At 35.7% G+C, this 15,552-nt stretch carries 16 protein-coding genes and 1 pseudogene; 13 read left to right on the top strand and 4 right to left on the bottom strand.

The genetic code is table 11. The annotated features are described in order from the left end of the window. Positions 1-219: 219 nt before the first annotated feature. The 4 genes and pseudogenes from sdaAB to FHL06_RS06390 all read left to right on the top strand — a co-directional run bounded on the left by sdaAB (position 220) and on the right by FHL06_RS06390 (position 3,909). Complete coding sequence (gene sdaAB, locus FHL06_RS06375; protein ID WP_153385396.1) at positions 220-891, top strand: L-serine ammonia-lyase, iron-sulfur-dependent subunit beta; 672 nt, start codon at positions 220-222, stop codon at positions 889-891. Between the two features lie 11 nt (positions 892-902). Next, positions 903-1,768 (top strand): annotated as a pseudogene (gene sdaAA, locus FHL06_RS06380) (L-serine ammonia-lyase, iron-sulfur-dependent, subunit alpha). A gap of 30 nt (positions 1,769-1,798) precedes the next feature. Continuing rightward, a complete protein-coding gene (locus FHL06_RS06385; RefSeq protein ID WP_153385397.1) occupies positions 1,799-3,208 on the top strand; it encodes a C69 family dipeptidase in 1,410 nt (469 codons plus the stop codon). A 146-nt stretch (positions 3,209-3,354) separates the two neighbouring features. Next, entirely contained in the window at positions 3,355-3,909 is a 555-nt protein-coding gene (locus FHL06_RS06390) for a ClbS/DfsB family four-helix bundle protein (protein WP_153385398.1), read from the top strand. A 340-nt stretch (positions 3,910-4,249) separates the two neighbouring features. Here FHL06_RS06390 and FHL06_RS06395 read toward each other — a convergent pair whose 3' ends face one another. Further along, positions 4,250-4,552: a hypothetical protein gene (locus FHL06_RS06395; RefSeq protein WP_153385399.1), complete on the bottom strand. Its 303-nt coding sequence runs from the start codon at positions 4,550-4,552 to the stop codon at positions 4,250-4,252. A 133-nt stretch (positions 4,553-4,685) separates the two neighbouring features. Further along, entirely contained in the window at positions 4,686-5,795 is a 1,110-nt protein-coding gene (locus FHL06_RS06400; protein ID WP_153385400.1) for an SLC13 family permease, read from the bottom strand. 189 nt (positions 5,796-5,984) lie between these two features. On the opposite strand from FHL06_RS06400, the gene FHL06_RS15115 reads away from it, so the two are divergent. Further along, positions 5,985-6,137: a DUF6095 family protein gene (locus FHL06_RS15115; protein WP_420360960.1), complete on the top strand. Its 153-nt coding sequence runs from the start codon at positions 5,985-5,987 to the stop codon at positions 6,135-6,137. Positions 6,138-6,473: 336 nt separating this feature from the next. Here the strand turns inward: FHL06_RS15115 and FHL06_RS06405 are convergent, their stop codons facing one another. Then, complete coding sequence (locus tag FHL06_RS06405; RefSeq protein ID WP_153385401.1) at positions 6,474-7,418, bottom strand: Dyp-type peroxidase; 945 nt, start codon at positions 7,416-7,418, stop codon at positions 6,474-6,476. Positions 7,419-7,583: 165 nt separating this feature from the next. Here FHL06_RS06405 and FHL06_RS06410 point away from each other — a divergent pair, with 165 nt between their 5' ends. The 7 genes from FHL06_RS06410 to FHL06_RS06440 all read left to right on the top strand — a co-directional run bounded on the left by FHL06_RS06410 (position 7,584) and on the right by FHL06_RS06440 (position 13,939). Continuing rightward, the gene (locus tag FHL06_RS06410; RefSeq protein ID WP_153385402.1) at positions 7,584-8,573 is read left to right on the top strand and encodes a choloylglycine hydrolase family protein; all 990 of its coding nucleotides are present in this window, start codon (positions 7,584-7,586) and stop codon (positions 8,571-8,573) included. Between the two features lie 525 nt (positions 8,574-9,098). Beyond that, positions 9,099-9,908 (top strand): transporter substrate-binding domain-containing protein, encoded by an 810-nt coding sequence (locus FHL06_RS06415; RefSeq protein WP_153385403.1) that lies wholly within the window; start codon positions 9,099-9,101, stop codon positions 9,906-9,908. Between the two features lie 24 nt (positions 9,909-9,932). Beyond that, positions 9,933-10,595 (top strand): amino acid ABC transporter permease, encoded by a 663-nt coding sequence (locus FHL06_RS06420; protein ID WP_153385404.1) that lies wholly within the window; start codon positions 9,933-9,935, stop codon positions 10,593-10,595. Next, on the top strand, positions 10,582-11,316 hold the full coding sequence (locus FHL06_RS06425) for an ATP-binding cassette domain-containing protein (protein WP_162000150.1): 735 nt from the start codon (positions 10,582-10,584) through the stop codon (positions 11,314-11,316). The genes FHL06_RS06420 and FHL06_RS06425 overlap by 14 nt, the downstream gene beginning before the upstream one ends. A gap of 43 nt (positions 11,317-11,359) precedes the next feature. Beyond that, complete coding sequence (locus FHL06_RS06430; RefSeq protein ID WP_153385405.1) at positions 11,360-12,082, top strand: GntR family transcriptional regulator; 723 nt, start codon at positions 11,360-11,362, stop codon at positions 12,080-12,082. Positions 12,083-12,093: 11 nt separating this feature from the next. After that, entirely contained in the window at positions 12,094-12,918 is an 825-nt protein-coding gene (locus tag FHL06_RS06435; protein ID WP_153385406.1) for a PfkB family carbohydrate kinase, read from the top strand. Positions 12,919-12,946: 28 nt separating this feature from the next. Next, a complete protein-coding gene (locus tag FHL06_RS06440) occupies positions 12,947-13,939 on the top strand; it encodes an SIS domain-containing protein (protein ID WP_153385407.1) in 993 nt (330 codons plus the stop codon). A 50-nt stretch (positions 13,940-13,989) separates the two neighbouring features. Here the strand turns inward: FHL06_RS06440 and FHL06_RS06445 are convergent, their stop codons facing one another. Then, entirely contained in the window at positions 13,990-14,607 is a 618-nt protein-coding gene (locus FHL06_RS06445) for an NADPH-dependent FMN reductase (RefSeq protein WP_153385408.1), read from the bottom strand. Between the two features lie 196 nt (positions 14,608-14,803). Here FHL06_RS06445 and FHL06_RS06450 point away from each other — a divergent pair, with 196 nt between their 5' ends. Beyond that, positions 14,804-15,532 carry a GntR family transcriptional regulator gene (locus tag FHL06_RS06450; protein WP_153385409.1) on the top strand — a complete coding sequence of 243 codons (729 nt, stop codon included), beginning with the start codon at positions 14,804-14,806 and terminating at the stop codon, positions 15,530-15,532. Positions 15,533-15,552 lie beyond the last annotated feature (20 nt).

A 15,552-nucleotide genomic window follows, 5' to 3' on the forward strand; every position in this document is an offset into this window, starting at 1 on the left:
TCTCCAAAAATAACAGAGATAAATCCAGATTAGGTGTTTTTTCTATGTCTAAAAATCTCCACAAAGCCCATAATAAAACACGTCCATAAGACAATTCCAACTATCTAAAATGTCCATAAAACTCCAACTAATAACAATGACCTCAAACCAAAAAAATTGTAAACTTATAAATAATATATAAAAAAATCACTAAAACAAGAAAAACCGAGGTAAATAATCATGAAAGATATCCGTTTCAAAAGTGTCTTCGATATCATTGGTCCAGTTATGATAGGACCCAGCAGTTCCCATACTGCCGGAGCAGCCAGAATTGGCAAAGTTGTTCACGATATCTTTGGCGAAAAGCCAGAAAAAATCACTATCGATCTTTACGAATCCTTTGCTAAAACTTATCGCGGTCATGGAACCGATGTAGCCATTGTCGGCGGTTTATTAGGAATGGAACCAGACGATAGAAGATTATCCGATTCCTTGAAGATTGCTTATGAAGAAGGAATCAAGGTAGCTTTCGTACCTAAAAGCGATAAAGTCGATCATCCTAATACCGCTAAAATCAATTTGGTCAAAGGAGACCATCAATTATCAGTTACCGGAATCTCCATTGGTGGCGGAAATATCCAAATTTCTGAAATCAATGGTTTTAAGATGTCTTTGAGTTTAGGCACGCCAACATACATTACTGTCCATAAAGATATTGCTGGGATGATTGCCAAAGTAACGGAAGTGTTCTCCGAATTCGATATCAATATCGGTACGATGACCGTTACCAGAACAGCCAAGGGCGAAAAGGCTTTGATGATACTTGAAGTCGATGAACGCTATGACAAGGAAAATATTTTGAAAAAACTCCAAGCATTGCCCAACGTGGATAATGCCACTTACTTTGAATAGGGGATGAGACAATGTTTTATACAATTAAAGAGTTAGTTAAAAAGAGTGCTGATTATGATTCTGTTGCCGACTTGATGGTTCAAACGGAAATGGAAAATACAAACCGTTCAAAAGAATTTATTCGTTCACAAATGGAACGCAATTTAAAAGTTATGGAACAGTCGATTGCGGAAGGAATTGCTGGCGTTAGATCAGTAACTGGTTTAACTGGTGGCGATGCTAAAAAAATGGATGCTTATATCAAAAAAGGCGACTTTTTAAGCGGACAACCGATTCTTGAAGCAGCCAGAAATGCTGTAGCGGTCAATGAAGTCAACGCTAAGATGGGCTTGATTTGTGCGACGCCGACTGCAGGTAGTGCTGGGTCTTAGCTGGAGTTTTAGTAGCTGTCAGAGACCGCTTAAAAATGACTCGCGAACAACAAGTTGACTTTTTGTTTACAGCTGGAGCTTTTGGTTTAGTGATTGCCAATAATTCTTCAATTGCTGGAGCAGAAGGTGGATGCCAAGCAGAAGTCGGCTCAGCTTCAGCTATGGCGTCAGCTGCTTTAGTTTGTGCTAAAGGCGGCAGTGCTCAACAAGCAGCTGAAGCAGTTTCAATTACTTTGCAAAATATGATGGGACTAGTTTGTGATCCTGTGGCTGGCTTGGTAGAAGTTCCTTGCGTAAAGCGTAATGCTTTGGGTTCTTCTCAAGCGATGATTTCAGCCGATATGGCTTTAGCAGGAATCACAAGTGTTATACCAACTGATGAAGTAGTCGAAGCAATGCACAAAGTTGGACAACAGATGCCATCTATTTTTAAGGAAACAGCTGAAGGTGGTTTAGCTACTACGCCAACAGCTTTGAAACTGAAAAAAGATATTTTCGGTGAATAATATTTTTTAATTTTAAAAGAGGGATGCACTATGAAACAACACAAACACGCTGCTTGTACTTCTATCTTAGTAGGTAAGAAAGCTTCATTAGATGGAGCAACCTACATAGCTAGAAATGAGGATAATTACGTTGCCAATTGGCCTAAGAAATTTTTTGTCCAGCCACAAGTTCATAATCGAAAAGAAACATATGTCTCGCCATACAATAATTTAACGGTTCAATTGCCAAGTGAGGGCTTGCGTTACACTTCGTCTCCCGATGCTAATCAAGACGAAGGCCTGTATGAAGAAGATGGTATCAACGAAAAAAATGTGGCGATGAGCGCAACTGAAAGCGTGTTTGCCAACGAAAAAGTTCTCGCCTATGATCCATTGGTTGAAAATGGCGTGGCAGAAGATTCAATCACGACCTTAGTTTTGCCTTATATCGATTCTGCTAGAGCTGGCGTGGAGTATTTAGGCAAATTGATTGCTAAATTTGGTTCGGCTGAAGGAAATGGCGTCTTATTCAGCGATAAAAATGAAGTTTGGTACATGGAAATTGCCACAGGGCACCATTTTGTAGCAATTCGAATTCCGGATGACTGTTATGCAGTAGCGGCTAATCAGATTGGAATTGAAGACATTGATTTCGACGACTCGAAGAATTATATCTGGTCGTCTGGAATTGAAGAATTTGTCGAAAAGTATAATTTGAACCCTGATTTCTCTGGCTGGAATTTTCGTCATATATTCGGAACAGATACTAAAAAAGACCGCCATTACAACACGCCACGTGTTTGGTACGGTCAAAAATTATTGAATCCTTCAATTGAACAAGACCCGGAATCATCAGACTTGCCATTTATAAGAAAGCCTGAAAAGAAAATTTCATTGGAAGATATCCAAAGAATTTTGAAATCGCATTATAACGAAACGAAATTTGATCCTCTAGGCAGTGGTAATGAGGAAGATAAAAATCGCTATCGGGCCATTTCCTTATCAAGAACAGCTAATTCTCATATCTTACAGTTAAAAGATTCTCGAGCCATCGAATGGAAAGCTTATGGTATTCCAAGTTTTTCTGCTTATGTACCGTTCTTTACCAATGCTAATGATACTGACGAATCATATCGCATAGTACCAGAAAAATTAGATTTGAAAAGTGCCTATTGGTTGTACGAAACTTTAGCTTTTGTAGTTGAGAGCCATTATCAAGCTTTCGTTGAAGACAATTTGGATTATCAAATCAAACTGTCAAAGTGGGCTCGAGCAAAAATTCATTCAGTAGAGAATGAAGCACCAAAATATTCAGTGGAGCAATTAACTGAATATTTGACGAGCAAAAATAAAGAAATCATTGAACATTTTGACAAAGCAACTCAAAATCATCTAGCTGATTTAGTGACGAAAGGGACAGAATTATCCCGATTAACTTTCAAAATGGACCCCAATTTATAAAGATTTTTTTGCATAACCAACTAATATAACACAATTAAAACGCTTTCTCACTACTTTTTTGATATATCATGAGCTTTTTTTCCCCAAAGTGACAGTTTCGAGTCTATAATAGATATTGGGACTTCCCCGTTGTGGGAACAAAATCGATGAAAGGTAGCGAAGGCATGCAGGTATATAAAAATTCAGAAGAATTGATAGACCAGATTAAAGAGAGTTATCATAAATTCATTGATGAGTATGAGGGTATTGGCGATGATGTCGCTGATGAAAGAATTGATCAAGTAGATAAAACACCAAGAGAGATGCTCTCATATCAAGTTGGTTGGATTAATATGATTTTATCATGGGAAAAAGCCGAAGCAGGTGGGGAAAAGATTACAACCCCAACTCCCGGATACAAGTGGGATCAAATGCGTCAGTTGTACCACGATTTTAATATTAAATACGGTTCCAACGGTATTGAAAATGAGAAAGCAGAACTTGGAAGCGTAGTAGCCGAATTGATTTCCTGGATTTCCGATATGTCACATGATGAATTATTCAAACCCGGAGAGCGTAAATGGGCAACGACCAAAGCCATGTGGCCAGTAGCAAAATGGATCAGAATCAATGCAGTATCACCATTCAATAATTACAGCCGCCAAGTTCGCAAGTGGAAGAACTTTAATCTTAGAGACAAGAAAAATGCTGTTAATTCATAGGACTGAAATGAAGGTAGAGGAATACGGACTTAAATTTCAGGCTTTAACATTAAACCTCAATTGATTTGCTTGTAGTATATATAGGCAAGTTGATTGGGGTTTTTGTTATTAAGAGAGCGCAGCAAGCCCGGGAGCTACCGAGGATTAAGACAATTTCACGAAGTGCTCGCGTACTGTGCGAGCAGTTTGGGAAATAGGCTTAACCGGAAGTAGCTGGCTTGTGGAGCTCGTTTCCACTATGCAGCAGAAAAACCATGGTTATCTAAAAATAGGCCCATGGTTATTCCACAAAAAAATAAGGCCATTTCAAAGCTTCTAACCTTGAAATAACCCCAAAAACCTATTGAACCCTCTCAGTAACAAAATCAAACCTCTCCTGAAACCCAAACAAAAACTTAGAAGAAGAAACATCCTTAATCTCAAATCTCTGCCCCTGAGGCGTACCAATCAAAGACCCCTTAGCATAAGTAGAGCTGTGCAAAAGTTTTAATTTATTGCTTTCAAACGCCCAAGCATAAGTGTAAAAGCCATCTTTAAATGGTTTCATCGAAATAGAAGTATTCTTGCGTCCAATCAACCATAATGGGACGAGAATGATTAGAATACCAATCAAATTAATTACAATGGAAGATAATAATTTCATAATAAATTAACTCCTTTTAAAACAATTATCCAACAATATTTAGACTATGTAAACGTTTTTCTCAGTAAAAGTATATACTTTTTTTAAAAATTAGCTTGAAAAAAAACCACTCTTTAAAATAAGAGTGGGTAGTTTATAGTCCAAAATCAATTAAGAAGAATCCAATAGTACCGATAATGATTAACATCGTGAAATTAATAATGGCAAACATTGCGAGATACTTACCAGGATTTTTCTTAAAGAAGAAACGATATTGTTTAAAAGCTAGCAAGTTAGCAAGTGAAGCTACAACAGAACCAAGCCCACCAATGTTCGAGCCTAAGAAGATGGCATGAACATATTTTGAGAACTTAGAAACTAAGATAGTCGTAGGAACGTTACTGATAAATTGACTAGTGATAATTGAAGTCAAATAAGTGCTAGTTCTTGTTTGAATAAATTGTTGCAAGTGATTGACGATTGCTGGTTCACGGTTGATATTACCAACGGCAATAAAGAAACACATGAAAATCAGTACAATCGAATAGTCAACCGACTGCAAAATATGAGGATTAATGAAGATTACTAACAATAAAGCTGCAATCAAAGATCCCCACATTGGAATAACGGAGAATATCCCTAAGAAAATTACGATTGTTACGGCAACCGTTAAAGCCAAACTAGGAATATTCAACTCGACAGCAGGCAATTCAGTCAATTCAATTGGATCTTTGGGGAAAAATCTGGTAATCAGAAATACCGCCAAAAAAGTTACGATTGTGATTGGAGTCGACATAATAAAGAATTGTTTAATGCCAAGGTTGAAATGTGTCAATAAGAACAAGTTGTGCGTGTTTCCGAACGGAGTAAAAATACTTCCTAAATTTGCTGCCATTGCAATGATAATTACTGGTAGAATAGGATTAACTTTTATTCGTTTAGAAAGTTGGTAAAACAGTGGAACTAAGGTTAAAATTGTAACATCATTAGTTAAGAACATCGCTCCAAAAAAAGATAAGGAAGCTAGCATGAAGATCATTTGTCGCGTGGTCTTGGCTTTATGTGTCATGTACGCGGCATAATATTTTAGAAAGTCCAAATAATCGTAAATTTGGATTATAATCATCATAGAAAGTATCGATGCCAATGTTTTCCAGTTAATGTCCATCAATTGCGGTGGACTTATGAAGATAGAAGTAATGATTGCTGCTGCCCCGGCAATCCATAATACTTTATCAGAAAATACTCGTTTTAATACAGCCATTTACGTTTCCCCTACAAAAAAGAAGTACCTTATATAGTATAAAGATAAAAGTACTGTTAAAAAAGATAATTATACAAAAAAATCAAAATAAACTTCTAAAACTTATTAATTTCAAAAAATATTTTTATAAAAAGTCCATTATACTGCAACCATAGTATACTAAATTTCAATCACAAGCGAGGATTATAAATGCAAATTATTTTATCGATAATAATGTTTATCTTAGGAATAGCAATTATGAGTATCTCATTCAAAGCTAAAAAAGAGTTAATTTATTACATAACTCTAATAATTGGAGTAGCTGTCTTTTTTGCAGGAATTTACCTAATTTTTCCTAAATAATGGTCAATTTATTTTGTAATTGGTATAATCGAACTATCAAATAGGGGAGGGATTTCCATGATTTTGAAACGTACATCTCTTTTGGTTTTAGTCTCAATGCTCTTAAGTGTAGTCGAGATGACCGTAGATCCCGGATTTTTCCTAGGACGCATATCCTTGGTCTTTTCGGGAGCGTTGCTAGTTTTATTATCACTGCTATTTGTAAAGAGTTTGTGGCGATTTAGTCCAAATAAAAAGTAATGAATCGTAAAAATAGGAGAGACATGTCATTGTTTGACATATTTCTCCTATTTTTTTGTATGAAACAATGTTTCACAGGAAACATTTATTATTTAATTAATAATCGCCATCAGCAATTTTTTCTAAAGTTGTCTTAGATGGGATAAAGAACAGGTTACCGGTAATTGGCGTACTGAAATCTAACAAACGGTCACTTTGAGTGAACATGTTTTTCAACATACGGTTAGTAATAGCAAAACCTTTTGAGTAGCCAATGAAGTAAGTACCGGTGATATCCTTTGCAGGGTCTGAAAATGGCACGTTCATTCTGACAATTTTATGTTCAACGCCGCCTTCTTCATCTTTAGAAACAACATTGTGGGCATTTGGTAATTTTTCATCATCATCTAGTTCGCGGTCAGAAAATTTGTGACGTCCGATGGCTTTTTCTTGATCTTCAGTTTTAAGTTTTTTCCAAGCATCCATGTTATGGGTATATTTTTGAGCAAAAGCATAAGAACCATTCACGAATTCTGGGTCTTCATCATCATCGATCAAAGTGTAATCCATTGATTCGATACCAGCTGGATTTTCAGTTCCATCAATAAAACCGATAATGGCACGACCTTCAATATAACGGAAACCGTGAGTTTCATCTTCAACTGAAGTGATAGGGCGTAAAATACCCATAAATTGGTCCATTAATTCATAACAGACGGCCATTTTCTTGGAACGTACGTGAATGAAGATGTCGCCAGGTGTAGAAACAGCTGTATATTTAGGGCCTTTTATTTCTTTAAAGTTTTCTAGTTCTTTTGGCTTTGGAGCGTCTGGGAAAAGATAATCCCAAGCATCTGATCCAAATCCCCAAGCAATGTGAGCTTGAGCTTCGGGGTCACGAATTCTCATACTATTAATAATCGAATTAGACATATCGGAAAATTCTGCGATAGCATCTTTTTCTTTTTGCAAATCTTTATGGTTTAGCATCAATGTTGTGAAGATGACACTTTCACCGGCATCTTTGTAAACATCTTGAGCTTTTTTTATGTCGACTGTCATGAATTTACCTCCAGAATATTTGTATACACAGTTAGCTTATCATACTATAAATTCAATTGTTATAATTAAAATCTGCAAAATAAAATTCTTGATTATGTTCCTAAATTGGCGAATAATTAAATTAATAATTGCTTTTTGATAATTCCTGAAAGGAAGTACAGAAATATGTGTACTAGTCTTAGTTTAGGAGCTTTAGACGGCTCAAAATTTTTGGCAAGAACAATGGATTTTGCCTTTGAATTAAATGGCAGACCAACTTTTTTGCCAGAACAATATCAATGGATTTCTTCCTATGATAATAAAACATATACCGCAGATTACGCCGTTATGGGAACCGGTGCTAAATACGGCAATAACTATATGGTAGCTGATGGATTCAATGAATACGGATTGTCTGCTGCAGAATTATACTTCTCTCACGCTGCTAAATATGAAACAGAACCAACAGATGGTGAAATCAATTTAGTTGCTGAAGAATTTATTCTTTGGGCCTTGGGTAATAACAAGTCAATTGAAGATTTGAAAGAAAATCTCAAACAAGTTCACTTGATTGAATCAAATAGTGGCGTTATGGGACAAAATCAACCACTTCACTGGATTTTCAGCGATGCTACAGGAGCCACCTATATTCTTGAACCAGAAGGAAATGGCTTGACTCTTCAAGAAGATAAAGTAGGCGTGATGACGAATACACCTGATTACAATTGGCATAAGACTAACTTGGCTAACTATTTAGGTGCTCAAACAACTAACTTTGGTGCTAAAACATTTGGCGACCAAGAAGTTATTCCTTTAGGACAAAATGGTACGTTCAGATTGCCCGGAGGCTTCACTGCAGTTGACCGTTTTGTTCGAACAGCATTTATTCGCAATGCAACTGAAGAACCAAAAGATGCCAAGCAAGCGGTAAATACAATTTTACATATGCTCGATAGCGTAACTATTCCTCGTGGCGTTAACCTCAAAGAAGATGGGGAAGCCAGCTACACTCAATATCAAACAGTGCTTGATTTGACGAACAAAGTTATGTACTTCGTGCCATATGGCAATAGAACAGTTTATTCGATTGAATTAACTGATAACTTGATCAAGAATCAAAAGGAACCAAAAGAATTCCCAGTAGATATGAATCAAGAATTTAAGGCATTGAATTAAAAAAATAATAATTAAGAAAGCGTGATATCAGTGTAATCTGAATTGATATGACGCTTTTTTGTGCCAAAAAGATTTTGAAGATAAAAAAATAAGTGCTACTATAATCACAATTCAATAAGGAGGTTATTAATTATGTTTAATGAAAATCAAAGTAGTTGTAATGTATTAGTAACCTTGCTCGTCATTTTGATTTGAAGTAGGACTTAGACAATTGATATGTCAAGCCCTATTTTTGCTTATCAAATGAGGGCTTGATGAAGGGACCTCATCGTAAAAGTTGAGGTTCCTTTTTTTATACTCTTTAAATTAAAAAATATCTAATTTAAGATAATTAGTCTAATTTTTGGCTAATCTTATTTGAAGCTGGCTTAAAATTGACAAGGCTATAAACGCCTATTCTTCGGTGATTACAAGAATAATTGTTGAAATTTAAAATTAGATTGACATTAAAAAATAATTAGAATATAATCCACAATATAAATAACGTTATATAACGTTATGTTAGTTGGAAGGGAGATTTAAAGTATGAAAAAAAGGTTTTGGTATCTTGGTTCTATTTTATTGGTAATGTTAGTTTTCATGACAGCCTGTGGAAGCAATTCAAATAGCAGCAGTTCATCATTAAAGAAGATTCAAAATAAAGGTACTTTAACGGTCGGAATGATCAGTTCCAATCCACCATATGAATATCAAGTTAATAAAGATGGCAAGCAAGAGACTAAAGGTGCCGATGTTAAATTGATTAAAAAGATTGCGAAAAAACTAGGCGTTAAATATAAAATCAAAACAATGGATATGGATGGCCTCTTGCCAGCAGTTCAATCTGGAAAGGTTGATATGTTGGTAACTTCCTTAAGTCCTACAGCAGAACGTAAGAAAGGTGCAACATTTTCAAAAGTTTATTTCCGTAGTACGAATACTTTGGTAGTTAGGAAGAGTGATTTGAATAAATATAATAAGAACATTAATAATTTATCCGAGTCTAGTATTGCCGTCGTTAATAACTCTACGCAGCAGCCAATGATTGAAAAGAAGTTCCCCAATGCAAAATTGACGAAATTCTCAAAAGTAACGGATTTAGCTTTAGCACTCAATAATAACAAGGTGGATGCTTTTTCAATCGATGTACCAACGGCTACTATTCCTCTACGACAAAATCCGAAATTGGCCATGACTAGTTGGCGTCATAAAGATGCAAGCTCAGGAGCTGCGGTGGCAATGTCAAAGAGCACTACAAAGGATTTAATCAAGAAAGTCAATCAGGTCGTTTCCAGTAACAAATCGAATTATGAAAAATGGGTTCAACAAGCTGCCAAAAACGTACCTACCAATTAGACAGCTAAGCGAGGTGTATCAATTATGGGTAATTATTCATTTTTAGGAAACTATTGGCAATTATTCGTTAGAGGCGTTGTAGTCACGGTTGAATTAGCCATCATTTCAATTATTTTAGGTTTTCTCTTAGGAATTATCTTGGCGATTATGAAACGTTCAAAAATTTGGATTATCTCATTATTAGCTAAAGCATATATTGGATTCATCAGAGATACGCCACTATTGATTCAAATTTACATTGTTTATATTGGCCTACCAATCGTCACAGGATTACAAATTCCAGATTTTATGACTGGAGTCGTGGTTCTAACACTTTACTCAGCAGCCTATATAGCAGAAATCATTCGTTCTGGAATCGAATCATTGCCAATCGGTCAAATGGAAGCATCCCTTAGTTTAGGAATGTCTCAATGGCAGACGATGAAAGATATTATCCTACCTCAAGCTTTCAAAAATATTTTGCCAGCTTTAGGAAATCAATTTATTGGTAACGTCAAAGATTCGTCATTGGTTTCAGTCTTAGGAATTGCTGATTTAATGTTTGAAGCACAAACCGTCAGAGGGTCAACAGCCTTAGGATTGGAGCCAATGATTGTCGCATCATTATTATATTTAGCTTTAACTTGGAGCTTGAATCGAGTTTTGAGCATGATTGAAAGGAGGATGAAGGTCAGTGATCGAACTTAAACATTTAAACAAATCATATGGAAGCAATGCAGTCTTAAAAGATATTAATCTAAAAATTAATGATGGTGAAGTGGTTGTAATTATCGGACCATCAGGATCAGGCAAGAGTACTTTATTACGGTGCTTGAATTTGTTGGAACAACCGACTAGTGGCGAGGTTCTAGTAAATGGTCAGTCGGTATCTGGGAAAATCAAACCAGAAATTGTCAGAAAAACGAGAGAAAACATCGGCATGGTTTTTCAACACTTCAATCTTTTTCCACATTATACAGTTTTGAATAATATCATCCATGCACCAATGGTCGTAAAAAAGCAAAGCAAAGAACAAGCAGTTGAGAAAGCAAAAGAGCTTTTGCAAAAAGTAGATTTAGTGAATAAAATCGATGCTTATCCTTCATCCCTATCAGGTGGACAAGAACAAAGAATTGCAATTGCTCGAGCATTAGCTATGGAACCTGATACTTTGCTCTTTGATGAGCCAACTTCAGCTCTTGATCCAGAAATGGTCGAAGAAGTTCTAGAAGTTATGAAAGGTTTGACTAAAACTGGAATGACCATGGTAGTTGTCACGCATGAAATGGGGTTTGCGCGTCAAGTTGGCGATAGAGTGATTTTTGTAAATGATGGCAAAATCCTAGAAGACGACACGCCTGAGAAAGTTTTTAATTCACCTAAAAATCCTCGGACACAGGATTTTCTTTCTAAAATTTTGTATACTTAACCGGAATGATTGTGAAAAATATATTAAATAAATGGTGATATAAATGGTTAATAAAGAAAGCATTATTCCGTTATACGAACAAGTAAAAAATGAAATAATCAAAAAAATATCTAATGGTATTTATGAAGTAGGAAGTAAAATTCCTGCTGAACACGAATTGGAAAAAGAGTTTAACACTAGCAGAATTACAATTCGGCGGGCAGTAGATGAATTAGTTGATGAAAATTATTTGACGAAAAAACAAGGCAAAGGGACCTTTGTTAACATTCATAAAGTTAAACGCAATCTATTATCACTGAATAGTTATACGAACTTTATGTTACGAAATCACATTGCTCCATCAATAAAAGTTGTTGATTTGAACTTTGTAAAAGCTAATTCAAAAATTGCCCATAACTTAGGGATTGAAAAAGATGAAGCTGTTTTAAAAGTTGAACGAGTGATGCATTTTGAAAAGAACAATGAAGGATATGAAATTGCTTATTATGACGTTTCTAAATATCCGGACTTGAAGACGAAAATTTCTGATAAAACCTCAATAAGTAATTTGTTGAGAAATGATTACAGAGTTTTTGAAAATCGGAGTCATCAAATAATTAACGTTACCTTTGCAACAAAAAAAGTTGCTCAATTGATTCACGGTAATTTAGGAATACCGCTATATCAATTGGAACGCATTGCATATGATGACCAAGATATTCCAATTTATTATTCAGTTATGTATTACGACCCGAATAAAGTCAGCTTTACAGTTGATTCCAAATAGAAGGTGAAAATATGAGAGTGATTGGCGTTGGCGATAATGTAGTAGATATGTATTTAGACCAGAAAAAAATGTATCTTGGAGGGAATGCGCTAAATTTTGCTAACTTCGCGACTGATTTTGGCATTGAGTCAGCCTTTGTAGACGTGTTTGGAACAGACGAAATTGCTGAATATGCGAAATCTGTTTTAAAAAAATTAAATGTTGATTTCTCTCATAGTAAAACGATTATTGGTGAAAATGGCCATTCGCGTGTCACATTGAAGGATAATGATCGCGTTTTTATCGACAGCAATCGTGGGGGAGTTTTGAAGAACGGCTTAGATTTAAGCCCAGCTGATATTAAATATATTAATCGATTCGATGTGGCCCATTTTAATATCAATGGACAATCAGACCAATACTTGCCAATGATTACTCGAGCACAAGTTGTTTATGATTTTTCAGACTTTTCTGATTTTGAAGCCTATAAAAAAGTTGCTAAGAATATTGATTTAGCCTGTTTTTCAGTTGGAGATTTAGCAAGGACAACTATTGAAGAAAAGGTTCAAATGTTTCAAAAATTTGAAATGACCGATATTTTGATAACGAGAGGAAACCTTGGGGCAATTTTTTATCATAATGGGCATGCTTTTGAGCAAGCAGCAAAACAAGTAAAAGCAATCGATACGATGGGTGCAGGGGATGCATTTATCACAGCTTTTAGTATTGGGTACTTTAGTAATAAAGATATAGACAGTTGTTTAGAAATGGCAACTGATTATGCAGCTAAGCAAGTTCAAAGGGCAGGTTCGTTTGGAAATGCTCGAGATTTGCCGCTTAAATATAACGTTATATAACATATTACATATTAGATGGAGGAAGATAATGACTGAATATACATCACAAAAAGATTTAAAAGAAATGGTAAATAAAATAATGAGTAAGAGTCCTGAATTGGAGAGTATTTTCTTTGTTGGATGTGGAGCATCATTTTCAGAACTTTACGGAGCAACTTATTTTTTGAAGCAAAATGCTCATAAATTAAAAGTTCAGTCAATCCAAGCTAATGAGTTCAATTATGCAAGACCTAATTTGGCAGATAAAACGGCAGTCGTAGTCGTTGCATCTTTAAGTGGAACTACTAAAGAATCCGTTAACGCTGTTTCAAATGCTAAAAAATGGGGCTGTCAAACAGTGGCCCTCACTCATCTGGCCGATTCTTCCTTGACTAAAGATGCTGATTTTACAATCGTACATGCTTTCTTTGAAGACTATGCTTCTAAAGCAGCCAAGCAAAAGGATGCTTTAGGATTTGCAGTGGAGATTTTGGAAGCTGTCGAAGGATTCAATCAATATCAAAAAATGCTTGATGGATTAAAGGTCGTCGATAGTATTACTAATTTTGCAGCTGACAATGTTAAAGAATCCGCAAAAGACTTTGGTGAGAAGTATAAAAATGAGAAAACAATTTTTATATTGGCCAGTGGCCCTAATTTTGGAGTTGGCTATTCAACAGCTAATTTCATTTTCATGGAAATGCAATGGATTGCAAGTCCAATCTTAGACAGTGGCGAATATTTCCATGGTCCCTTTGAATTGACAGTAAAAGATGCCCCATATTTACTATTTATGTCCGATGGCAAGACTCGACACTTGGTTGCCAGAGCTTTAGAGTTTTTCCAAAAATTCGATGCCAAATATACCGTTATCGATGCAAAAGATTTCTGGTTGGACAGCAAAATCGATTCTGAAGTAGTCGATTACTTCGATCCTTTAGTTTTGACGGGAGCAATGCGTGTCTATGCTGAAGAATTGAGTAAAGCTAGAAAGCATCCCTTGAGTAAAAGAAGATATATGTGGAAACTAGAAAATTATTAGAAGTACAAAAATAGCCTTGTCCAAATTTTATTTGAGCAAGGCTATTAATTTTAGTCAGCTTTAGGTTTATCATCATTTTTCAAGAAAGGATTCTGTTTCAAAACAGAAGTGTAAAAGTTTATCTCCACAAAAACATCTTGCAGGCGTTTAGCAAAATGCTCGCTATTTAAAACATCCATTTGTAAATCACCATGTTCAGTGAAGTTCTTGTCAGCATCCCACAACAAGGCTGGAGTGGGCAAGACAATCATTTTGAGCATTTGCAAAATTGGTACGATTGATCGAGCAGCCAATGTGCCGCCGTCGCTGTAATGTGAATAGGCAATGATTTGAACTGGTTTGCGACTAACTTCTGGACCTACTAAATCAAAAGCATTTTTTAATCCTCCAGGAAGAGCATGGTCATATTCTGGAGTCAAAATAAGATAACCATCTTGTTGCTTTAATGTAGCTAGCCATTCGCTTTCATTACTATTTAAATCTTGAATAGGTTCTTCTAAGGGAGTTTCCTCATGGTCATAAAGTGGCAAAGGATAGTCACGCAATTTAATCCAAGTATATTTAACGTCAGCATTACTTTGAATATTATTTTGCAAATATTTAAAAATGCGCCCACCTAAAGAATGCTTGCGGGTCGTTCCTAAAATGACACCAATTTTAATTCCCATTTTATCTGCCTCACATTTATATTTAACAAGATTATCGTATCGCTAGACAGATTGTAAAACAAATGAAAGACTTAAAAAAAGAATCCCAATAATATTTTGGTATCTAGATTCAAAATGTTATAAGATATAATCGATTAGAAAGATAATCACCATAATACAAATTGGTGCGACCCAGTTAGAAAATGAGGAATATAAAATGGCTGATTTAGTTTATCAAAGAATCATCACATCATTGAAAAAGGCAATCGACGCCGGAGAATTTACGGACATGCGCTTGCCGGACGAAAGGTCTCTAGCTCAAAGCTACAGCGTAAGCAGAAGTTCCATTAAACGTGCTTTAGGGTTGATGGCTGACCAAGGTATCATCTTCAAAAAAAGAGGCTCCGGAACCTTCGTTAATCCGCTATATTTGAAGCAAGATTCATATTTTAATTATAGTGGAAAGAATTTAGGTATCACTGACAGTTTCAAATCTAATGGACAAAAGCCAGGTATCAAAGTAATGAGCTTTGATGTAATCCATCCTGACAAAGACTTACAAGGCAATCTTTTCCTAAAGCCAACGGAATTCGTCTATGCTTTCAAGAGATTGCGGTTATTAGACGATATTCCTTTTATGATTGAAACTGGTTACATCCCTATCAAACTAGCTCCTGAGCTATCTGAGCAAATTGCTTCCGATTCTATCTTTAATTATGTAGAGTCTGAGTTGGGAAAAGAGGTCAACAAAACTTACTTGACGATTTCGGCAGCTCCATCTGATCAAGAAGGCAAGGACTTATTGCATTTAGCTGAAAATGAACCAGTTGGCTTAATGGAAGGTATTTTCTTCTTGGACGATGGAACGCCATTCGAGTTTTCAACTATGAAGCTGCATTATAAATATTTTAAGTATGATTCGTTCGTTGACCTAGCAAGTAAGTAACTGCTTACAATAATTGGGAC

Source organism: Companilactobacillus halodurans, from assembly GCF_009600985.1.
Taxonomy (GTDB): domain Bacteria; phylum Bacillota; class Bacilli; order Lactobacillales; family Lactobacillaceae; genus Companilactobacillus; species Companilactobacillus halodurans.